General features: G+C 56.8%; 17 protein-coding genes and 1 tRNA gene. 3 read left to right on the top strand and 15 right to left on the bottom strand.

Features of this window, described 5'->3' with window-relative positions:
- Window positions 1-65 precede the first annotated feature (65 nt).
- The gene (locus OHL23_RS23175; RefSeq protein ID WP_263354412.1) at window positions 66-200 is read left to right on the top strand and encodes a hypothetical protein; all 135 of its coding nucleotides are present in this window, start codon (window positions 66-68) and stop codon (window positions 198-200) included.
- A 32-nt stretch (window positions 201-232) separates the two neighbouring features.
- Here OHL23_RS23175 and OHL23_RS23170 read toward each other — a convergent pair whose 3' ends face one another.
- The 4 genes from OHL23_RS23170 to OHL23_RS23155 all read right to left on the bottom strand — a co-directional run bounded on the left by OHL23_RS23170 (window position 233) and on the right by OHL23_RS23155 (window position 2359).
- Window positions 233-874: an MBL fold metallo-hydrolase gene (locus OHL23_RS23170; protein WP_263354411.1), complete on the bottom strand. Its 642-nt coding sequence runs from the start codon at window positions 872-874 to the stop codon at window positions 233-235.
- Between the two features lie 103 nt (window positions 875-977).
- The gene (secG, locus tag OHL23_RS23165) at window positions 978-1295 is read right to left on the bottom strand and encodes a preprotein translocase subunit SecG (protein WP_263354410.1); all 318 of its coding nucleotides are present in this window, start codon (window positions 1293-1295) and stop codon (window positions 978-980) included.
- A gap of 81 nt (window positions 1296-1376) precedes the next feature.
- Window positions 1377-1461: transfer RNA gene (locus OHL23_RS23160), tRNA-Leu, on the bottom strand.
- Window positions 1462-1651: 190 nt separating this feature from the next.
- Window positions 1652-2359 carry a GNAT family N-acetyltransferase gene (locus OHL23_RS23155; RefSeq protein ID WP_263354409.1) on the bottom strand — a complete coding sequence of 236 codons (708 nt, stop codon included), beginning with the start codon at window positions 2357-2359 and terminating at the stop codon, window positions 1652-1654.
- Between the two features lie 155 nt (window positions 2360-2514).
- Between OHL23_RS23155 and OHL23_RS23150 the strand changes: the two genes are divergently transcribed.
- Window positions 2515-3357 carry a FliA/WhiG family RNA polymerase sigma factor gene (locus OHL23_RS23150; RefSeq protein ID WP_263354408.1) on the top strand — a complete coding sequence of 281 codons (843 nt, stop codon included), beginning with the start codon at window positions 2515-2517 and terminating at the stop codon, window positions 3355-3357.
- Between the two features lie 85 nt (window positions 3358-3442).
- Here OHL23_RS23150 and OHL23_RS23145 read toward each other — a convergent pair whose 3' ends face one another.
- The 7 genes from OHL23_RS23145 to OHL23_RS23115 all read right to left on the bottom strand — a co-directional run bounded on the left by OHL23_RS23145 (window position 3443) and on the right by OHL23_RS23115 (window position 14929).
- Entirely contained in the window at window positions 3443-4087 is a 645-nt protein-coding gene (locus tag OHL23_RS23145) for an FMN-binding negative transcriptional regulator (RefSeq protein WP_263354407.1), read from the bottom strand.
- 7 nt (window positions 4088-4094) lie between these two features.
- Window positions 4095-5309 (bottom strand): threonine ammonia-lyase, encoded by a 1215-nt coding sequence (locus OHL23_RS23140; protein WP_263354406.1) that lies wholly within the window; start codon window positions 5307-5309, stop codon window positions 4095-4097.
- 272 nt (window positions 5310-5581) lie between these two features.
- Window positions 5582-6289 carry an HAD family hydrolase gene (locus tag OHL23_RS23135; protein ID WP_263354405.1) on the bottom strand — a complete coding sequence of 236 codons (708 nt, stop codon included), beginning with the start codon at window positions 6287-6289 and terminating at the stop codon, window positions 5582-5584.
- A 64-nt stretch (window positions 6290-6353) separates the two neighbouring features.
- The gene (locus OHL23_RS23130; protein ID WP_263354404.1) at window positions 6354-9782 is read right to left on the bottom strand and encodes a glycosyl hydrolase; all 3429 of its coding nucleotides are present in this window, start codon (window positions 9780-9782) and stop codon (window positions 6354-6356) included.
- A 165-nt stretch (window positions 9783-9947) separates the two neighbouring features.
- Window positions 9948-11393, bottom strand: coding sequence for a rhamnulokinase (locus OHL23_RS23125; protein ID WP_263354403.1), 1446 nt, complete (start codon window positions 11391-11393; stop codon window positions 9948-9950).
- Window positions 11390-13636 (bottom strand): bifunctional rhamnulose-1-phosphate aldolase/short-chain dehydrogenase, encoded by a 2247-nt coding sequence (locus tag OHL23_RS23120; RefSeq protein WP_263354402.1) that lies wholly within the window; start codon window positions 13634-13636, stop codon window positions 11390-11392. Before OHL23_RS23120 ends, OHL23_RS23125 begins: the two co-directional genes overlap by 4 nt.
- Window positions 13637-13825: 189 nt before the next feature.
- A complete protein-coding gene (locus OHL23_RS23115) occupies window positions 13826-14929 on the bottom strand; it encodes a substrate-binding domain-containing protein (protein ID WP_263354401.1) in 1104 nt (367 codons plus the stop codon).
- 275 nt (window positions 14930-15204) lie between these two features.
- Between OHL23_RS23115 and rhaT the strand changes: the two genes are divergently transcribed.
- Complete coding sequence (gene rhaT, locus OHL23_RS23110) at window positions 15205-16341, top strand: L-rhamnose/proton symporter RhaT (RefSeq protein ID WP_317891721.1); 1137 nt, start codon at window positions 15205-15207, stop codon at window positions 16339-16341.
- Here the strand turns inward: rhaT and OHL23_RS23105 are convergent.
- From OHL23_RS23105 to OHL23_RS23090, 4 genes are all read right to left on the bottom strand, one after another.
- A complete protein-coding gene (locus OHL23_RS23105; protein ID WP_263354399.1) occupies window positions 16338-16934 on the bottom strand; it encodes a hypothetical protein in 597 nt (198 codons plus the stop codon). The genes rhaT and OHL23_RS23105 overlap by 4 nt on opposite strands.
- A gap of 110 nt (window positions 16935-17044) precedes the next feature.
- Entirely contained in the window at window positions 17045-18472 is a 1428-nt protein-coding gene (locus OHL23_RS23100) for an arabinose isomerase (protein WP_263354398.1), read from the bottom strand.
- A gap of 35 nt (window positions 18473-18507) precedes the next feature.
- Window positions 18508-18843, bottom strand: a complete 336-nt coding sequence (locus OHL23_RS23095; RefSeq protein WP_263354397.1) for an L-rhamnose mutarotase — start codon at window positions 18841-18843, stop codon at window positions 18508-18510.
- Complete coding sequence (locus tag OHL23_RS23090; RefSeq protein WP_263354396.1) at window positions 18840-20483, bottom strand: GH39 family glycosyl hydrolase; 1644 nt, start codon at window positions 20481-20483, stop codon at window positions 18840-18842. The genes OHL23_RS23095 and OHL23_RS23090 overlap by 4 nt, the downstream gene beginning before the upstream one ends.
- Window positions 20484-20804: the final 321 nt, after the last annotated feature.

Here is a 20804-nt window from a genome sequence, read left to right as displayed (position 1 = left end):
CGTATCAATATAGCCGGTAACCGGCGCATTTGCGGTCATCCTGCCCAGGAGAATCCATTTATCCCATGAACTATCCATCGAGCCGCGTACTAACGGCCACGGAGTACAGCTATCTGTCCGCAAGATTGATCCGCCGCGCCGTCCTCGTGTTGGGATTTTCGGTGGCGCTGATTTTCGCCCTCCTGTTAAGTGCCACTTAGCAGGAGAGATCCGACTCAGACCAAAATCAAGCTCAGATCAGGAAGGGATTTCGTTCCTTCTCTTTGCCAATGGTCGTAACCGGACCATGGCCTGGCAGAACGGTCGTATCCTCAGGCAGCACCATCAGACGGCTGTGAATCGAAGTGAGAATCTGCTTCGAATCGCCTCCCGGCAGATCTGTCCGCCCAATGCTTCCCGCAAAAAGCGTGTCTCCCGCAATCAGCAGGTCGATCCGTTTGAAATACAGGCAAACGCTGCCCCGAGTGTGACCCGGCGTATGCAGGACCTGCGCAGCAAGATCCTGGAGTCCTACTTTTTGTCCATCCTTAAGATTGCCGTCGGGCGATTCCGTTTCCGGCGTCTCAACTCCCAGCCATCCAGCTTGCTGTTCCATGATTTTCAAGAGCGGCAGGTCGCTCTCGTTCATCAGAATCGGCGCACCGGTAAGCCGCTTCAGGCGAAGCGCGCCTCCAATATGGTCGATATGTGCGTGCGTGATGAGAATCTGCGTCAGCTTCAGTCCGAGATCGGCCAGCCTTTTATGAATGCGAGCGATATCTTCGCCGGGGTCTATCACGATTGCTTCGCGAGTGTTCGGGTCACCCAAAATCGTACAGTTGCATTCCAGCGGACCTACGGGAAAGGTTTCGATAATAGGCTTTTCAGCGCTCATGGAGAGATTGTAGGGCAGGGAATGCCTGTCGGAGGGTTTTTCCGGACGCGAAAAAGGCAGACCAACCGGTCTGCCTTTTGTTCTCAAACTCGCGATGTATCTTCTACTTACCCGGCTTGGCTGGCGCGGAAACGGGAGCGCTGCCTTTCATTCCCGAAAACACGGAACTGCTCGAACCAGAAGACCGCAGGTACAGGATCGTCAGAGAGAGCGACGTAATCATGAACACAGCCGCCGCCCAGCCAGTCAGCTTGGTGAGAATATTGGCTGCCGCGCGCGGGCCAAAGGCCGTCTGCGAGCCTTGACCGCCAAAAGTTCCTGCCAGGTCGGCGCTCTTGCCCTGCTGCAGCAATACCACCCCGATCAGAAAGAACGACACGATAATGTGAATCACGATGACTGCGTAAAGCAAAAATTGCATTCTGTTACTGCTTTCCTTGGCCTCGTTCGATAAGCTACCCGCTCAAAGCCGCATTTCGGGTGCCCACAACGGGAGAAAATTTGGTGCGGAGGAGGGGACTTGAACCCCTATGCCTTGCGGCGCAAGCACCTCAAGCTTGTGCGTCTGCCAATTTCGCCACCTCCGCACGAGGGGCAACTTCCGAAGTATACCAAAGGCGCAGGACTGGCGAAAGGTACGAAAGCACTTCTCACTTGCGGAAAAGTCCTTCATCCCAAATCACCGGTTCCGGCGGCGTATGGACGATCCGTGAAAACTTCGGATGGCCAGGGTTGAGCAGCACGTCATGTTTGGGGCTCTTGGCCTTGTCTATTACCTTAATCCTCTTTTGCTGGAGGCAAGACCACGGCGAGATCGAACGTCCGCCGTCGCGTAAATCCAACCGACTCGTAAACGCGAATGGCGCCGGTGTTCGTCGGCAAAACATGAAGGATCGGCATATCGCCCTCGTCATAAATCGCCCCGGCGACCGAGGCCACCAGCGCGGCGGCGTAACCCCGTCCTCGAAAATCCGGGTGGGTGCAAACCGCGCTGACCTCGACGAATCCAGGGAGCGCGAGCCGTCGTCCTGCCATCGCGGCAAGCCGCCCATCCTCACGAATACCCTGAAATCCCCCCAACTCCCAGGTCCGCTGCCGGAATGGCCCCGGCTCCGTCAACGTCGCCAGCTCAAGCATCTCCAGCGCATCGTCAGCGCTGAGCTTCTCTATGAAAAAAGGGCTCTCGGGCACTTTAGGACGCCCTTCGCACACCATCTGGTCTAGCAGTAGATGTAAGTGCATCCGCCATCCCGGCGGCAACTCCGGCGCGGAGTCAAGAAAGAGCACAGCAAACTCGTCCGGCTGAAATAACTCAGCCAGCGCGCCGTAAGCCTCAGGGCTTTGATCTTTCATGCCGGAAAGCGGGCCAATCGCGGGATCAAACCTCCGCGCCATCCCGAGGCCCCTGGCGAATCCAGCGTGAGGGGAGATGAGGGAAAGCCATATAGGGTTATCAAGTGGGGTGAAGCTTACAGCTTTAGTCATTGAATATCCGATGAATCAACTACGACAAAGAATCGGGAAAAGAATCGGAAATGATGCGGGCCACCAAGTTACCGATAAGTTACCTAAGTAATATTATTATGAGTTACGATAGGATCAAATGTGCATCATACTGCATAGATTCAGAGACAATGAATATGAGAAAGGATTTCATGCAAAAGCAGATCACGACACACATGCCCCGACCCAATCCGATACTTGAGCAAGACCATGCGTTGCTGAAGCACTTACCCATGGTGCGATTCGTCGCGCGTCGCATTCATGGACGTCTTCCTAAGAATATCGAGATTGACGACCTCCTCTCCGCGGGCATGGTTGGCCTCGTGCAAGCTTTCGCTAAATTCGATCCAACAAAGAATGTCCGATTTGCAAGCTTCGCGCAGTTCCGCGTCCGAGGGGCAATCATGGATAGTCTGCGGATGCTGGACTGGGCTTCACGAGGGCTCCGTCGCACTGGGCGTCAGGTCCAGCAGGCGATTTGTACGCTCACCGCGCGGTTAGGCCGGGCTCCCTCCGAGGACCAGGTTGCCGCGGAGTTGAAGCTCAGTCTCAACGACTACCAGAAGTTGCTCGGCGATCTTGACGGCCTGGAGATTGGTACGCTGCACCGAAAGCGCGAAGACGGTTCCGGCGACGAAGAACTCATATACGTTCCCGGTAGGCCGGAAGACGATCCACTCTTTCGCTGTATGAGAGGAGAGGCGGAGGAGCGTCTGGCCAGCGCGATCCAGGGACTTTCCGAAACGGAGCGGTTAGTCACGACCCTCTACTATTACGAAGAGATGACCATTCGCGAGATCGGCCTCACGTTGAATTTGGATCAAATCAAGATCCGTCAGATTCGGACATCGGCAGTCCTGCATCTGCGTGCGGCACTCACGCTTCCCGTCCCGCCAAGTAACAACCACCGTCTTCTCCCCATGCGAAAGCGTCGCTCGAAAACGCTGGAAATTGGCGTTGTTTCGAAGTTGGCCGCATGAGCGCCTTAGTAACTTCGCCAAATAACTCCCGTCGACGCGGCATGTAAGCGAAGTCCAAGCTTCTACGCCACATATCTTTGTCGCGCTATTCCCCCGGCCGCTTCAACCGATTCATCCAGGCGGCCAGCTCCTGCTGCTCTTCCGTCCCCGCCACATGGGCCGCATAAACGTTCTTCCGATCCTGCTCGGGCCGATTCTGGCTCAGCTTGAACTTTCCTTCAATCCTGCTGATCGGTATGCGAAAACCCACAATTCCGCTTGTCATCGAGATTCGATACCCTATCGGAAAATCGTTCCATTGATCGGCGTAGGCAGGCTCATTCTGTGCGATGAGGTTCTTCAACAGCGCATCCTTCAAGGCAAAGTTCGCTGCAGGGTCGCCAGTCGCATCTTCGATCAAATGCAGCGTTCCGGTAGCGTGAACTGCGATGTAATTCCACGTCGGAACGGACTTGGGCTCCACATAAAGCGAAGGCGAAACATAGCTGTGGGGTCCCGAAAAAACCACCAGCGTCTCCCGCCCTGCCAGCGACTTCCAATGTGGATTGGCCAGCGCAAAATGTCCCTCCAGCACGCCATGCTCGCCCTCGTCCCGCACGACGAGCGGCAGGTGCGTCGCCACCGGCGCTCCACTGGCATCCGGACCGAAGAGAACGGCGAAGGACCACGCACGCATCGCCTCAATCAGCAGCGCCCTATCCTGGATCTGGTTAAATTTGGGAATATACATGGCTTGCCTACAGTATGCGCTCAAAGCGAAACACGGCTTCGCCCAGCGCATGGTTAATTGCCGTAATGTGCGCAGCTCCACGCGTTTCAAGTGTTACGTCGATCACTGTCTCGCCAAGACTCACGCCATAATAGGCGCGGTTATGGACCGTTTCCACAATGTTGGCGCGTTCGCGGGCCAGCACTTCTGTCAATTGCAGCAGCGCGCCCGGCCGGTCCTGCAGATAGACGCGAATGCGAAGCAGTCGTCCATCCTTGACCAGGCCGCGCGCGATAATCTTCGCCAGCAGCGTCACGTCGATATTGCCGCCGCATACCAGCACCGCCGTGCGCCGGTGGCGCAGACTTGTCTTGGCCTGTAACAAAGCCGCCAGAGCCGCCGCCCCCGCTCCCTCGGCCAGCGTCTTCTCCTGTTCGAGCAGCGTCAGGATGGCGCTTGCAATCTCTTCATCGTCCACCGTCACAATCTCGTCCACATAACGCGAAACCAGCGGCAGCGTCACATCGCCCGCCCGCCGCACCGCGATGCCATCGGCAATTGTCGCCTGCGGCGCAAGCGTAATCGGCATCCCGGCTTCGCGTGCACGCAGCATCGAAGGCAGCTTCTCCGGCTCCACGCCGATTACGCGAATCTTCGGATTGCGTTCCTTAACCGCGCACGCGATGCCGCCAATCAACCCTCCGCCGCCGATAGGAACAACCACTGCTTCCAGATCAGGAATCTGCTCCAGCAATTCCAGTCCAATTGTTCCTTGACCAGCTATCACCACCGGGTCGTCAAAGGGATGGATGAAGGTCAGCCCCTGCTGCTCGCAACGCGCCAACGCCTCTTCGCACGCCTCGTCGTAATTCGCGCCATGCAGGATCACCTCCGCGCCAAATCCCCGCGTCGAAACCACCTTGACCAGCGGCGTAGCCTGAGGCATCACAATCTGCGACCGCACGCCCAGCTTGGTTGCATGAAATGCAACCCCCTGCGCATGGTTTCCGGCAGAGGCCGCAATCACGCCGCGCTTGCGTTCCTCGGGCGAGAGGGTCAGCAGCTTGTTGAGTGCGCCCCGCTCCTTGAATGAGCCGGTGCGCTGCAGATTTTCAAGCTTCAGATAGACCGGCAGCCCGATGTGTTCGCTCAAGTGGTGCGAAAGCTGGCACGGCGATAGATGAATGGCGTCGCCAATGCGTTCGCGCGCGGCCTCAATGCTGGCAAGTGTGACGGATTCCAATCGTTTCTCTCCTGGGTTCCTGGCCCAACAATAAGAAAACCACCTGCCGCATCTGCGGGAGGTGGTTCGTGTGTAGCTTCCGAATCTTCTTCGGTTGAATCTCAGGCGTCGCATCCCGCATGCAAGCCCAACCTTGAATTGGGGCCGCTAATTCGAATGGCGGGAATCATCGCGAAGATGTGCAAGTTCTGCATGACGTTGATGGAAGTAGAGCAGACCACCCCGAAGAGAGTCAAGGCGAACAGCCATCTCTTCTCGTCGCTATTGGAAAACTAAAAGATATCCGCCAGCTTCGCGAAAGATTCAACCTCCAATAAGCGCTGCCCATCTGGAGGAGCGTTAATCTCAGCGTGTTCCAGCACCCAGGTATCCTTGTGAAAAATAAACACCGCATGAAGCCCCGCCGCGAGCGCCGGATTGATATCCGATTTCGGGCTGTTCCCAATCATCCACGTCGAGTGCGGCGCGCACCCATGCCGCGCAACGACATCGGCATACGCAGCCGGATTCTTCTCTGCCACAATCTCGACAGCGTTGAAATGCGGCCCCAGCCCTGAACGCGCCAGCTTGTCCGCCTGCTCCGACTGGCTTCCCTTGGTCATCAGAATCAGCCGGTGCCGCGTGGCCAACTCGGGAAGCAGCTCCGCCACCCCCGGCAACAACTCAATCTCCTGGTCGGCAATACTCTGCGCAAAGCTGCGAATGAGCGCGTGCTGGTGTTCGTTGATCGGCGCAGCCGTGAGATGCTCAAAGCACGCAATCAGCGACTGCGTAAAGCTGCCTAGCCCATAACCGTGGGTGCGAATCGTCTCGCGCTCGGCCTCGTTCAACGCTTCGCGTACCTGCTGAGGCGTATGCGGCAGATGATCCAGAAACGAGATATACGCGGCAATCGCCCGCTCAAAGTAGATATTGTTTTCCCAGAGCGTGTCGTCGGCGTCAATCAACAGCGTCTGGCCGGGCTGGCAGCGTGTCGGCATACCAACAATCATACTAAGACGAATTGCAGGGCCGGAAGCAGCCCAGCCCTGCCCGCAACTCCAGCTATTCGGTCGCCGTCTGCACCACACTCACCGGTCCCAGCAAACCAGACGGCAGCAGCGGCGAATTAGCCTTGTACGGATGGATTACCGTAAAGGTGTACTTCGTCGCGTTCGGCTGCTGATCGCCGATCAGCCGGTTCACCCAGGCGTTGGCCACCTTGACAGTGATCGTGTTCGCGCCCGGCTTCAACGTGGCCGTTGCATCCACGCGATAAGGCGTATGCCAGACAACGCCCAGGGACTTTCCATTGACCGAAACCTCAGCCAGGTTCTTCACATCGCCAAGATCGATCCAAAGATATGCACCCTTCTTGAACCACGCAGCAGGCGCGTCAATGTTCTTGGTGTAAGTTCCGACACCGCTGAAGTAGCGCACTCCTGCATCCGAGTTATCGCTCCACGAAGCCAGCTTATCAAGCGTAATCGAAGCAGGTGCTCCCCGATCCGGCTGGAAAGCCACAGACCAGCTTCCCTCGACCGTCGACAAAGTCGTCTCGGAGGGCGTCGGCACCGTATGTGACGGAGCCTGCGCAGGCTTGCGGAAGACCACAAAGACCGTTCCCCACGGTTCCAGCTTCAGCGGCATAGTCGTATGTCCCGCGCTGATGGTGTAACTCGCCGCTTCCGTCGCGCCTGTCTCCGCATGCCAAAGTTCAGCCTGCTTTCCTGTCACGCGAAACGTTGCATTGAGCGATTCACTCCGGTCGCTGCGATTGTCCACATAGTAGACATCCGCATCGTCGAGTCTGCGATGCACAAATAACAGACTTGTATCCGCTTCCGGCTTGGTGTAATCAAAGTCAGGAACAAGGTTCAGCTTCGGCAGCACCTCCGCCAGCGTTTGTCCGGCGTACACCTTACCCTTGCCGACCGCGTGCTCACCCGAGCCGTCTCCAAACAACTCGTCCGCCAGCTTGTGGAACTCAGCCTCATCATCTGCAAGGCTTGGATCGTTCGTCGGCTTCGGTCCCGCAACCGTCGCACCTTCTTCCACCAACTTATGCAGCGCCCGCAGCACCGGCAACGACATATGTTCGCTGTAAGGATCGAGGCCCAGCACGCGATAGCTCATACCGCTCGGCGTAGTGATGCGCCCATCACGTACAGAAAGCATATGAATGAGCGCATCCGCGTTCACATAGTCGAACCCATATCCCTCCGGCACATCCGGATTGTTCTTGGCAAAGATAGCCGTCAGATTCGAGTCTTCGCCGTAGTAGTAAATAACATCCGCGGCGAAGTGTCCCTGTTGCAGAAGATAGGAACTGCGCGCCAGATACGTCACCCACGGCCCCGCCATTTCAGCCCACGTCTCATTGCGCGTAAACCACTGCCCAAACGGCCCAAGTCCCAATGCCGGTACTTTGCCGATCAACGGCTGATGCACCGAGCAATGAATCACAAACCGATTGATGCCTTCCGCCATCTCCTTGTCGGCGGTAGGCTTCAACGTAGCCGGAGACCAAGCCCACGGCGCCGCCGATGCTGTCATCGACTCAGCCGCAGCCAGATTCTGCCCATAGATATGACCGACGGACGCCGACTCGCGATCATCCGCGTTATAGCCAAACAGATCCTTGTTCACTCCCGGCGTCTGCGTCCACATCGCCGACATCGGAACCTCATTCAGCTTCTTCACCTCCATGCCATCGGCAATAAAGGCGCGTCCGGACTCATGCGATTCGCCATAGTGCCCCATGCCGCGCTCATGGATTGAAGCCTCGACCTGCCCGTAATGCTCATCTGAAGTCAAGTCAGCAATCGTCTTACGCAAATCCCAAAGGAAGCGGTCGCTTGCCTCAGCGCTCTGCACCACATGCCCCGTCAACACCGGCAGCCATGGAACTGGGCTATACCCGCGCCGCTTTGTGAACTGCTCGATCATGTCATCGGTCCAGTTCTGCGCGCCGGCTTCCCAGCTATCCGTAATCACATACCGGAGCCCGCGCTTGCCCATCCAATCCTTGCCAAGCGTGTTCTCATACTGGTCGAGATATCGATCCATGTAGTTCTTCACGTAGGTGTGGTTAAGCTTATCCACTTCGAGGCCTGTTGCTTCCTTCGAAGCAGGATGGTTGCTGATGCCGAGCAGCGAGTAACCAAGCCGCACAATCTCCCAGCGTCCAGGAGGCGGCGTCCAATCCAAATGCCCATCCGCGCTCATCTTTGCAGTCAGATCCACCACGCTCGATTTATCGACAGCATCCGCAGCATTGATCGAAGTCGTCGCGAACGCGTATAAATCCGGTTGCGGAAAGAAGGCAGCCTTCTCCTGGTACCGGTTCACTCGCGCCGCGGTGTGCAGCACCAGTTCCGCCACTCGTATCGGAGGCAGTCCCTTCTGTTCCGGCGCCGTCATACCAGGAATATCCATATCGGCGAAGGGATTTCGAGGAGGGGCGGCAATCTTGAATGTCACTCGAAAATACCGCGCCGTCACTGGAGCGAATTCCGTCGTCGTCCCCACTGAGCCGTTTGCGATATGAACCACCTGCCGGAACGTCACGCCATCGTCGCTTGCTTCCAGGTCGCGCCCGCTGTCACCGAAGCCGCGGAAGATCGACATCGGATCGTACGCGCCGCCCATCGCCATCGTGATCGCCTGGATTCTCACCGGCTTGGCAAAGTCATACAGAATCCACGACGCCCCGCCCACCTCAGCGGAAGGGAACTCGACTCCACGCATATAGTCGCCATCACTCAGCGCCGCCGGATCAATCGTTCCAGCTCCCGCACCCGCGCTGGTCGTGACCGTCGGGTTGAGCTCCGCCATCGTCTTCTCCGTGTCGGGCAGACGGTACGCGAATACCGCGCTGTCCGCGTAGTACTCAATTCCCTTCAGCGGATCGCCTTCCGAGATCATGTCGTGGTTGCCCATATTCTGAAAGGCCCCGGTATTCGACGGAGGATGCGGAAGCGTTCCCGAGTAAGGCTTTCCGCCTTCGACCTCAAGCTCGCTCCACACATACTTCTTCATGCCTTCGTTGGGCTTAACCCACGGACCGCCGGTTTCGCTCCATCCCGGCGAACCAGCGATCGCTTCTTCCAACCCCAATTGATCCGCAAGCTTTGTCGCGTAGACAAACGTATCCTTCCACTCCGGTGTCATATATGGCAGGCGATGTTCGACCACTTGCGGAGTGCCCAGCGACGCATCGAAGTTCTGAAAGCCGCCCAGACCAACGCGATGCATCCATTCGAGGTCAAGCTGAATGCCTTCCTTCGTGATATTGCCATTCAGCCAGTGCCACCACACACGCGGCCGCGCTCCATTCGGTGGATCTTCAAATCCGCTCTTGAGCGTGTCGGTACTTGTTTGTGGGCTTGCCTGCGAAGAGAGCGTAAGTGCGCACAGCAGTATCATGCCGGCGAACGTAAGTGTCTTCACCATTGTTTTGAATGGTGAGGGGACGATTGTGGTCGAATCCATGCGGCTGGCCTCCAGGGTTCCGAATAGAGTTCCGAATCTGGATTACCAGTTCGGATGCGTTGTATGTCTCGTTCCTCAGGTTCTTCAGGGAAAAGTAGAAAGAACAATAGCGAATGAAATGAAATGAGAACTGAGATACAACCGCCCTTGTATGAACGGGCGCTTTTAACTGGAAGCGTCTGTTGTGGTCAACCGTGTAGCCCAGGCGCGAACTAACTCGGACGATGGGCCACCGGTAGTTTCTGCTGCTAGTTGAACGGCGAAGTTACCTAAAGTCGAGCCTTCCGCTTCCCCGGCAAATACGGGTAAGCCTGTGCTCTCTTGCGTAAGTCGGCTAAGCAGAGAATTGCGGCTGCCTCCGCCAAGAATCGTAATGCGCTGAAAGCTTCGTCCGGTAAGCTCCTCTAGATGCCGCAGCACGGAAGCATAGCGGCTGGCCAGGCTCGCGAAGATCACTCGCGCAAAGAAAGCCTCATTGCCCGGCTCGTCGGGAATCTGCGCAAGGCCAAGATGCGCAAGCTCGCGATTGATGCGAACAGGCATCTCTCCCGCGAGCAACAGGTCCGGTGCGTCGACAGGTATCAGCCCAGGGATCGAATTAACTTCAGCAGCCTGCGTAATCAATCTCGCGAGGTCAACTTCACGGCCCAGGGAACACCAGGAATCCATGCACTGCTTCAGAATCCACATGCCATTCACGTTGGTGTGAAAGCAATATCCGCCAGCAGCCGCGCCCTGATTGGTGAAACCCGCGTCCAACGCTTCCTTTGCGGTTACTGGACGATCCACCACTGTGCCAACCAGTGACCACGTTCCCGAGACAATGTATGCCGTATGCGCGAGATTCGCAGTAATCGCAGCAATTGCGGATGCCGTGTCATGGCAGGCAGGCGCAATCAGGCAGGTATCAGCAAACGCCGGCAACTTGGAAAGCTCGCCCGTTAATTTGCCAACACAACTACCTGGGCGAACGATCGGCGGAGCCGCCTCAATCGCCAGCCCAAGCCGCGCAAATAAAGGCCGCGACCAGTCACCCGTCTTCAGGTCAACTAGGCCAGTATGAGTGGCATTTGTGTACTCGGCTACGCGCCGCCCGCCCAGCCAATGCAAAACATACTCAGGCAACAAGACCCAAGGCGCAAGCGGATCAACTCCTGCAAGCCCATCTGCAACAAGTTGGTAAACCGTATTGATGCGCAGTGGCTGAGCGCCCGTTTGCGCAAAATGTTCCTCTCGCAAAATCAGCTCTTCCACAACAGCTTTCGCCGCAATATTGCGCTCGTCCCGATAGCAAAACGGCGCATAAGCCGGTTTGCCATCGGGACCAAGCCGCACATAATCCACCGCCCACCCATCTACCGCAATTGAACGAATGCCTTCCGTCGCAACTGCAGCCGCCTTGCGCAATCCCTCTTCAACTCCAGCCAGAATGCGCTCAAGCGGCCAACGCAGGCTTTCGCCATCCTTCACTGGCCCATTCGCAATTCGATGCAGCAGCGAGATTCGCGGGCTGTCGCCCTGCCACCGAAGCAGCGAGACGCGACAGCTCTCCGCGCCAAGATCGATGGCCACGAGCGCCCGGCGATCCTGTATCTGGCTGGTTTCGATCACCGGAGAAAAGCCTCAGGCAATCCGCCGTCCACAGGGATCAGGTGCCCCGAAGTGCATCGCGATTTGTCACCCGCCAGAAAGAGAATAGCCTCCGCACAATCGACCGGATCGATCGGCTGATGCGTCAGCGTCCGCTTGGCATAGAAGCCAGCCAGCAGCGCGCGCAACGCATCATCCGACAACGACTCCTCAAAGGGAATGTTGTACCTCACAAGCGAAGCCCGCACCCGGTCGCGCGGAAACATCGTCGAGCCCTTTACCACCGTCGCCGGGCTGATTCCGTTTACGCGTACCTTCGGCGCAAGCCCAATCGCAAGCTCGCGCACCAGATGACTCAACGCCGCCTTGCTCACGTCGTAAGCCTCGCTGCCGCGCTTCGAGACCACCGCATTCGCCGAACTGGTCAGCACCACCGAAACATCCAGATCCTGCTCCTTGAAGAGCTTCGCCGCTTCGTCGGCCAGAAGATAGTTGGCAGTCACATTGATGTCCAGCGTAGTGTTCCACATCACATCGGAGACTGTCCCGTCCGGCGAAGAGGGAAAAAGCGCCGCTGTATTGATCACGATGTCTACGCCGCCAAAGTGTTCCACCGCAATATCGAGCGATTTGCGGATCGTCTCCCGATCACGAATATCCACCGGCGTCCAAGCGCTGAACTCCGCCGGCGCAATCTTCTTCAACTCGCCCGTCACGCGCTCCGCGCCAGCCGTATCGCGGTCTGCGACGACTACATGCGCGCCGCGCTCGGCTGCCAGCCGCGCCACTTCGCGCCCAATCCCGCTACCACCGCCAACCACGAGCACTACCTTGCGGCTCAGCTCTTTCTCCGGCGGCTGGCGTCGAATCTTGGCCTCTTCCAACACCCAGTACTCAATCCGAAACGCCTCCGACAACGGCAGCGCCACATAGTTCGAACAGAGCGAGAATTCCGAAGCAGCAGCCGCAGGACCAGCCTGAGGAATCGGATCACCCGAGCGAATCTCCGGCTCGCCAAACCCCAGCGCGCCCGCGCCCTCCATCACATGAATGGCGTTGGTGTAAAACTCGCCGACAATCCGCGCTTCCGTTTTGTTCTTTCCAAAGCTGAACATGCCCAGCCCCGGAATCAGCACCACGCTCGGACTAGGATCGCGCAGGGAAGGGGAGTCAGGCGTGGCGTTCGCGTGGTAGTACGCCTTGTAATCCTCGCGGTAAACCTTGAGCGATTCCACAATCTGATGCTTCAAAGCCGCGATATCGCCAACCTCAGCATTCCACGGCACAAACATCGGCCGGATCTTCGTTCGGATAAAGTGATCCGGGCAGCTCGTACCCAGAAACGCCAGCTCCTTCGCCTTCGCCGAGTTCACAAACCCCAGCACATCTTCCGCATCCGAAAAGCTCGCAATCGAACGCCACTGCACACCCAACCGGCCGCGCAGATACGGCAAGATCGCAGTCGCAATCTGCCGCCGGTCTTCGCGCACCGGTTGCACCTGCCCGCCAAACATCTCTGCGCCAACCTTGAGCCCATGTCGATAGATGAACTGCCCGAGCTGGTCAATAATCGTGATCGTGCTCAGGTAGGACTCGCGCTGCGTTTCCCCCCACGTGAACAGTCCGTGTCCGCCCAGCACAATCCCATCGCAGCCCGGATTCTCCGCTACTGCACGCTTCAACATCATTGCCAGCTCAAACCCCGGCCGCTGCCACGGCACCCAGATCAGCTTATGGCTGAATTCGCGATTGAACTCCTCCATCTTTTCCAGACCATTCGCCGATGCAGCCAGCGCAATCCCCCAATCCGGATGCAGATGGTCCACATGCTTGAAGGGCAGAAATCCATGCAGTGGCGTATCGATTGACGCAGCTACCGGGTTCGCACGAAAGGCCGCCAGCGGGTACAGCGCGACAATCTCATCCTCAAACTCGACGCCGCGATAGCTGTTCTCCAGAGCCAGCAGCTTGTCCATATAGACCGTCGCAAACCCTGCCCGCTTGATGCTTCCCAGGTCGCCCCCGCTGCCTTTCACCCACAGCACTTCGACCGGCTGGCCGGTGAGTGGATCGATCTCTGTCAGCTTCGAGCTGGTGTTCCCGCCCGCAAAATTGGTGATCCGCAGGTCTGAACCCAGCAGATTCGAGCGATAACGAAGCAGTTCCGGTTCGTCCAGAGTGCTGGCAATCTTTTCATCCCAGCGGTCTTCCAGATACTTGAGGGTCGAAGAAGGGGTCGTCGAGGGAGGCGTGGCAGTAGTCATGACAAACTTCCTTTTGGCTGGTTATAGCGGAAAATCAAGGGAACCCTCCCGGACAGCAGGAAGGAACCCAACCAAGATAGCACGCAAAAAACAATAGGGGAAGTATTTCTTATTCGAATTATTCGGACTGTAAAATGGCTACCGGAAGCTGCCCGGTTTCCCCAAAACCCGGCCAAAATCCGCAGCCAGCTACTCCCCCTCGCCGTCCGTCTTCAGATCCTCCGGCGTCACCACCCGGTGCTTCACATAGTTGTAAGGCGGCACCGAGTTGCCTCGCACCAGCGTTATCCCAAGCTGAATCAACCGCGGCCCATACGTCTGTGCCTCATGCGAAACCGAGCCGATAATCGCACTCTTGCCCGTTCGCATCTCCTCGATCACCTCAGGAATGCAATCCTGTCCGGCAATCGCGAAATCCTGTTCCCGCCCCACAGCGCGCGCGGCATCCAGTACTCCGAGTGCGCTAGAATCCGTCGCCGTAGCCACCAGGAAGCGCTCGCCGCGCCGGTGATTCCCGAGAAACTCGGCAATCGCCAAATTGCTGGGCTGCCGCATCCCGCGCCCCTCAAGTCGCAGAAAACGCTCTGCGGGAATCGTGTCGAGCCGCGTCCGAATCCCTTCAAACGCCCCCGTAATCCGGCTCTGCACAAAGCTCCCCGCCTCGGCCAGCCCAATCCCCAGAACCCAATCCGCCTTGCCCTTCCACTTGCGATGAGCATGTTGCGCCAGCAGAATCCCCGCCTCGTAGCCCACCTCGAAGTTATCCACCCCAAAATAGGTTGCGTTCGGATGCGGCACGTCGATCGCGATCAGCGGCACCCCGGCATTCTTGAAGATATACGCCACATGCGGCGCAACATGCTCCTCTGCCTGGAACTCCAGCACCACGTCCACGCGCTTGCTGACAAACTCCTCCGCATTGCGGATCGCCGTCTCAGCGTCAAAGTGATTGTCCAGAATCAGCAACTCCACACCGGAACTCGCCGCCGCCGCCGTCACCGACGCCGCCACCTGCTGCGAAAACGGCAGTTCTGCACTCTGCACCGCCAGCCCAAACCGTAACCGCTTGGGCCGCGAAACCAGCCGGTATTCGCCGCTCTCGCCGTGGGCCACATAGCCGCGATGCACCAGCGTCTTAAGAATGCGGTAAACGCTCGTTTTGGAGATCTGTGTCCGCTGGTAAACATCTTCCAGCGTCATCGAAGAGTTCTGCTGCTCCAGCATCTCCAATACATCGAGCGCCTTCGACAGAATCGGAATCAGGTACAGCCGTTTAATCTTTCCGCGAGCCAACTTGAGACTCCTTGGTTAAACTGTGCCGGTTGAACGATCGTAACCACCGAACCGTCATTCACTTAAGAAAACCTACCCGCTATCTTCGCAGAAAAAGCCAAGTTCGTGTTTGAAACTTTTTGCCATTATTTTTCAATTGCGAAATCCGGAAACCAACGCCGCCTCCTCAATCAACCCGGCGAACAGATTGACAACCTTCCGCAACCTCCCATACGATTCGCACGTATTTCATTAAGCACAAAGTTTTTCTTGGAAGCAGGAGATAGCCGCTCTTGATGCCCAATCCGATCCTGGGGGTTTTTCTGCACTGGCTCGGCGGTCTCGCCTCAGCCAGTTTTTATGTGCCCTACCGCAAGGTCAAAGGCTGGTCCTGGGAAACCTACTGGCTCGTCGGCGGAGTCGTCAGTTGGATCGTCGCTCCCTGGGTGATGGCCGCGCTCTTCAGCCGGGATCTGCTAACAGTTCTGCACCAGACTCCTTCTGATGTGATCGGTTGGTGCTTCCTTTTCGGACTGTTATGGGGATTCGGCGGGCTGACCTTTGGCCTCACCATGCGCTATCTCGGCCTGTCCCTTGGAATGGCCGTCGCACTCGGCTATACGGCTGTCTTCGGAACACTCGTACCGCCGCTGTTTGCTGGCCTTCCGGTTGCTTTTTCGCAACGGGAAGGCTTTGGCGGCAAACTCGGCGCATGTTGGTCGGCATTCCTGGCGAACGGACACGGCCTGCTTTCGCAGAAATCGGGCGTAGTCATCGTTATAGGAGTCGCGGTCTGCGTGCTTGGAATCGTGGTTGCCGGGGCTGCTGGAGTCTCCAAGGAAAGGGAGCTTTCCGTCGAACAGCAGAAGGCCGACATCCCGGAGTTCAACCTGCGGCTGGGGCTGGCCGTAGCGACGTTCTGCGGCATTATGAGCGCCTGTTTTGCCTTCGGTCTGGCCACAGGCGATCCGATCAAAGCGCTGGCGCTCGCCCACGGAACCTCCGTCATGTACCAGGGATTTCCCGTGCTGATCGTAGTCCTGAGCGGCGGATTCGTCACCAACTGCGTCTGGTGCCTGATTCTGAGCACGCGCAACAAGTCGTTCGCCGAATACACGCAGATTCCCGCAGGGCGCGAACCGGACGCTTCCATGAAGCGAAATTACATCCTCTCGGCAATCGCCGGATTCACCTGGTACCTGCAATTCTTCTTCTACTCCATGGGCGAAACCCAGATGGGCAAGAAATACGGCTTCTCCAGTTGGACCCTCCATATGGCCAGCATCATCATCTTCAGCACCCTCTGGGGAATCGCCCTGCACGAGTGGCGCGGCGTAGGCCGCAGAACCAAAATCCTTGTATTCCTGACTTTGTTGGTGCTGATCTCCTCGACAGCCATCGTAGGCTACGGTAACCTCCTAAGCACCCGCTAACTTCGTTGTCCTGTCGAAATGAAGGATCTGCCTCTCGTCGTCGCAATTCTGTTCAGTATTTCCGACAAACGCGCCGACTCAATGTCTGACACATCAACGCCGTAGACCTCCACGATCTTGCTATAAAGGAGTTCGTTGGTTTCGTCAGTATGGAAATCCCATAGGTCAGTCTCGTCTGAAATCCACGCCCAATCGAGATTCAGAACTCTTCGGACGAAGTCTTCACTTAGTTGTTGATTTACGGCGATCAGTTCTTGAGATGCGAATTCTATCGGCCCACGAATCCCTGGACGAACAGGGGGCTTACCCTCCCGTTCCCGTCTGACCTTGATTGCTTGAAAATTGATTTGCAAGTCTTGTAAGGCTTCTTCAACCGTTTCACCGCCTCCGGAAACTGTCCAGTTGATTATGGAAGCGATGTGTCGATGCTGCGTAAATCGCGAACTACTGAAATGGGGGTCAAACTTGTGTTCGCGCACCATAATTGGATAGTCGTTCAATTTCCAATCACGTTTACGAAACGACAAAATCAGCTTCCAGAAAGCGGCAGCCTGATTCTTGATGCGGACAGTCTGGATGGAAGTCATTCTCATCAGTTTATCTTGCGTGCATGCCTTTGTTGTGCATACGATGAATACCCCGTAAACGACGGATTTGCAGGCAGCTCTCGGGCCTGTCTTTCACAAAGGCGAAGATACGGACTTCAAGAAACCACCATACAAGGAATCCCCAGCAGATGCGCAACCTTCTTCAAATCCTCAGCTCGATGCCCAACCCCAATCGCGCAATGATGCGCCGGTCCCTGCGCATTCCAAGCCTCCACAAATCCTCGCGCCCCAATCGGAAAGCTATAGCGACTATTCGTATTACCAATCTCCAGAATCGGCCCGGAAACACTGCGTCCCTCAGCCACCACTAACTTAAATTCATGCGATGAATCCTCAACGACGGAAAGCAGCGTCACCGGCCCATGCTGCACTGACATCTCCACCGATAATCCCCGCCCAACCTTGCCGTGATACACCCCCAACGGACGAACCTTAGTCTTCCCCTGCGCAATCCCCGTATGCCCCGGCCCATCATGCCCCATCAGCACCTGGTCAGCAGCAAAATCGACAGCATAGAACTCCGTAAATGAACCATCTGCACCCAACACATCCATGATCTTCATCGCGATCACGTTCTTCACTTCATACTCGCCCGCCACCGGAATATGCCGCGTAGTCAGCAGCGAAGTCCCCAGAATAATCGAGCTCATCGTATCTTCATTCGCCGCATTACCCGAGCCCTGATAGTAGTAAGCCATCGCCTGCAAATCATGCGCCGCCGCAAACCGATCCAGCGCAACAGAGGTCCGCGCGGCCCGCACTAGCTCATTCTGTGAACAATCCGGCTGCACATCAAAATGCAAATAGAATTCAGCCACGCGATCATTCAGCACAACCTCATCTACCTCCGCACGCAGCGCACTCAACTCATCTACTTCCAGCATGGCAATATGCACGCCAAAGACAGCCGAAACCCGCGTCAAATCGGTATAAATATCCAGCATCCCGCTGTAGTAATGGCCCATCAGCCCAATCGTCGACTCACGCAAAGCAGCAACCACCTTCGCCGCCGCGATCCAACTGGCAATCTCATCCTCAACATGCCGCTCACCAAGATAGCCAGTGACCTGGTGAAAGGGAATTCCAGCCCGCGCAAAGAGATTTGCGATCTCCGGCACCGGGCAAGCCGTGCAATACTCAAGCCATTGGCCAGTCATAGCCGTGCGATCAGGCAGCCTGGCGAAAGCCTCATAATCGATCGCCGCATCCGGCTGTAGATTCAGCACAATCACCGGCACACCCGCGCGCTGCACCAAAGGCAGCACAGTACTAGAAACCGCATAAGTCGTCACATAAAGAAAGAGAAGATCGACTTCCTCGCGCCGGCATCGTCTCCCAGCCTCGCGAGAGCTCGCCAGATCATCCACCAGCCCCAGCGAAACAACCTCCACGCCAGTGCCAGCAATCATCCCCGAGACGCGCCCCAGATAGCCTTCGAGCCGCATCTTCAATCCATCAAACTGCGGCCAATACGCATCGAGCCCAATGCCACAAAGCCCCACACGCAAAGATCGACCACTCATGCCCATGTCTCCACAGCCGCCGCTAACTCGCCGCATTACGGCAGATAGAATACTTCTCGCAGCATCGGAAAGCGCTCGCCCGGCCGCAAGTCACCGATAGGCTCAAAATACGGAGCCATCGCCTGCTGCCAGCGCGTATTGATCGGGTCAGCCTCAATGCGATCCCATACAGTGTCGAAGTCCTCGACGCACATCACCAGCACCAGCATCTCATCGCGCCGAAAAATCGAGTACTCCGAAACCCCTGACCGCTTCAGCAAATCCAGCATCTCCGGCCAAACATGCTCATGAGACCGGTCATACGCCTCGCCCATCCCCGGACGCAGCCGCAGCAGAAACGCCACCCTCTGTTTTGCCTCGCGAGCACTCACCAGCTCACCACCATCACCGCAAATGGATTGAGCACAATCTTGCCGCCATCCATCGTAACCGCCCGCGCAGGCTCTTCGCCGCTCTGCTCATCGACTACCTTCGCTGTCGCGTGCTCCGCTTCCGCAGGCAGCGCCAGCTCAACAGACTTTTCGCGCCTGTTCACCAGCAACAGCCGCTTCCCGCGCGCAGTCTGAAAAGCCTGTGCCGCCACGTCCGATCCACGTCCTTCGGGAAGCGCAGTTTCCACAAGTTTGTCCCCAGGGCCAAAGTTATCCTTGATCAGCCTAAGCACCTCAAACCGAGCATTCGGCTTGCCATTCGTCCAGTCGATCATCGTCACGCTTGGAAACTGCGTCGGATAACCCACCAACTGCGATTCACCCACGAGATCGATCTGCAATTTAGCCAACTCGATGTAGAGATACGCATACATCGCCCCGGCAAGATTCCAGTAAGTGGCCGGGTAAGGCTTCGCTGGATGCTTTGGATCTATGTTACCGATCCCATCCGCCAATATCACTCCCAGTTCATCCAGATCAACCTTCGTATTTGGCGAAAGCCGCTTGCGAATCGCCTCCGCAAACCGCACGGTATGCAAAAACCCATCCGCCTGATCGAAGAACGTGTACTGCCAGTCGTCAATTGTCTGGTCCGCCGAAGGGCTCGCATAAAAGTGATATGAAATATAGTCGATCGGAATACCTTGCTTATGGTTCTTCGGATTCAGAAAATACTCGAAGTACTGCGGCGTAAGGCTGGGCATCGCCAGCGCCATCCCCATAAACTTCGTCTCAGGACTTATCTTGCGGATGCCTTCGACAATTGCGTCATACCGCTCCGTATATTGCTGAGGAGTCGTCTTATGCTCAAACTCCGGCTCATTGAGCACTTCCCAGACAGGAATCTTGAAGTGGTAGCCTGAGTCGTGCCTGACTCCGTTCTCGTCTGTAAATCCGCCCTTCGTGTACCAACTGAATAGCCGTCCATAATAGTCGCCGAGCTGCTTGCCGCTCGGGTCCACCAGTTCCGTTCCCTGCGTGTAGTCCCAATACACCTGATCCGGATCGGCAGGATAGGTGACCGGTTTCTCCGTCTTGAAGAGCCACGCCGGCATTGTACTGAAGTTAAGAATTACCGGATGCCCCTCCGTAGCCGCCAGAAAGTCCTTGGTCATCGGGTCGATCCGCGCAAAGTCCCACGAAGTCTTCGCCGCCGTTGGCGCCTCCAGCTCCGCTACTGCCAATCTCGGATAGGGCAGCCACGGTACGTAGCGCACATAATCCGCACCTAGCTCCTTTAGCGCCCGAAACGCCCCATCATGGATCGGCGATCCCGGCTCTGTCATCGGATTGACGACCACCTGCAGCGTTGCCGTCGAGCGCGAAGTGACAATCGGCTTGTCCCAATGAATCGCCACGGCCCCGGATTCGGTTTCCTGCGCCAAAGCCTCAGCGGCAACCATCCCGGCCATAGCAAAAACTGCTGCCGCACAGAAATATCTGGCTAAGTTCGCAGCCAGCCTCCCCGTTCCGATTTTCCCCATCCAGCCGTCGACACTTTGATGACTGGCCGATCTGATCTCCTGAATATCCATGGTTTTGCTTGCTCCGGGATTCGAGGATTTGCGTAAGCCGGCCATTGCCAGCGCGGAGACTCCAACATTTCATCCACGCGCAAAGCCGCCAGCTTTCAGCCATGTAGGAGTATCACGTGAAAGTTCACATAGGCAAGTATTTCGTATTAGAAATATCAGCGAGGCAGAATCAGAACAGGGAGCGGTCCCGGTAAACTTTCGTGCGCTGTGCCGCAAGGCTCTCGATTCTTCTTTCGTTAACCGCGACAGCAGGCCTTCGGACATCGGCCTTGACTAGATGCAATAGACAATCTATATCTTTACAGAATCTTTTTCGCGCTGACCGGTCTGATGCCACTTCAGGATTCGGCTAGCCATCCGTTACCG

Source organism: Acidicapsa acidisoli, from assembly GCF_025685625.1.
Lineage (GTDB): Bacteria > Acidobacteriota > Terriglobia > Terriglobales > Acidobacteriaceae > Acidicapsa > Acidicapsa acidisoli.
The sequence above is the reverse complement of the archived record's forward strand: the minus strand, read 5'-3'. Positions and strand labels throughout refer to the sequence as shown.

Bases quoted from the DNA above. Each gene is read 5' to 3' on its own strand.
- OHL23_RS23175 (WP_263354412.1), top strand. From the start codon at position 66: ATGAACTATCCATCGAGCCGCGTACTAACGGCCACGGAGTACAGCTAT.
- OHL23_RS23170 (WP_263354411.1), bottom strand. From the start codon at position 874: ATGAGCGCTGAAAAGCCTATTATCGAAACCTTTCCCGTAGGTCCGCTG.
- secG (WP_263354410.1), bottom strand. From the start codon at position 1,295: ATGCAATTTTTGCTTTACGCAGTCATCGTGATTCACATTATCGTGTCG.
- OHL23_RS23155 (WP_263354409.1), bottom strand. From the start codon at position 2,359: ATGACTAAAGCTGTAAGCTTCACCCCACTTGATAACCCTATATGGCTT.
- OHL23_RS23150 (WP_263354408.1), top strand. From the start codon at position 2,515: ATGAGAAAGGATTTCATGCAAAAGCAGATCACGACACACATGCCCCGA.
- OHL23_RS23145 (WP_263354407.1), bottom strand. From the start codon at position 4,087: ATGTATATTCCCAAATTTAACCAGATCCAGGATAGGGCGCTGCTGATT.
- OHL23_RS23135 (WP_263354405.1), bottom strand. From the start codon at position 6,289: ATGCCGACACGCTGCCAGCCCGGCCAGACGCTGTTGATTGACGCCGAC.
- OHL23_RS23130 (WP_263354404.1), bottom strand. From the start codon at position 9,782: ATGGATTCGACCACAATCGTCCCCTCACCATTCAAAACAATGGTGAAG.
- OHL23_RS23120 (WP_263354402.1), bottom strand. From the start codon at position 13,636: ATGACTACTGCCACGCCTCCCTCGACGACCCCTTCTTCGACCCTCAAG.
- rhaT (WP_317891721.1), top strand. From the start codon at position 15,205: ATGCCCAATCCGATCCTGGGGGTTTTTCTGCACTGGCTCGGCGGTCTC.
- OHL23_RS23105 (WP_263354399.1), bottom strand. From the start codon at position 16,934: ATGAGAATGACTTCCATCCAGACTGTCCGCATCAAGAATCAGGCTGCC.
- OHL23_RS23100 (WP_263354398.1), bottom strand. From the start codon at position 18,472: ATGAGTGGTCGATCTTTGCGTGTGGGGCTTTGTGGCATTGGGCTCGAT.
- OHL23_RS23090 (WP_263354396.1), bottom strand. From the start codon at position 20,483: ATGGCCGGCTTACGCAAATCCTCGAATCCCGGAGCAAGCAAAACCATG.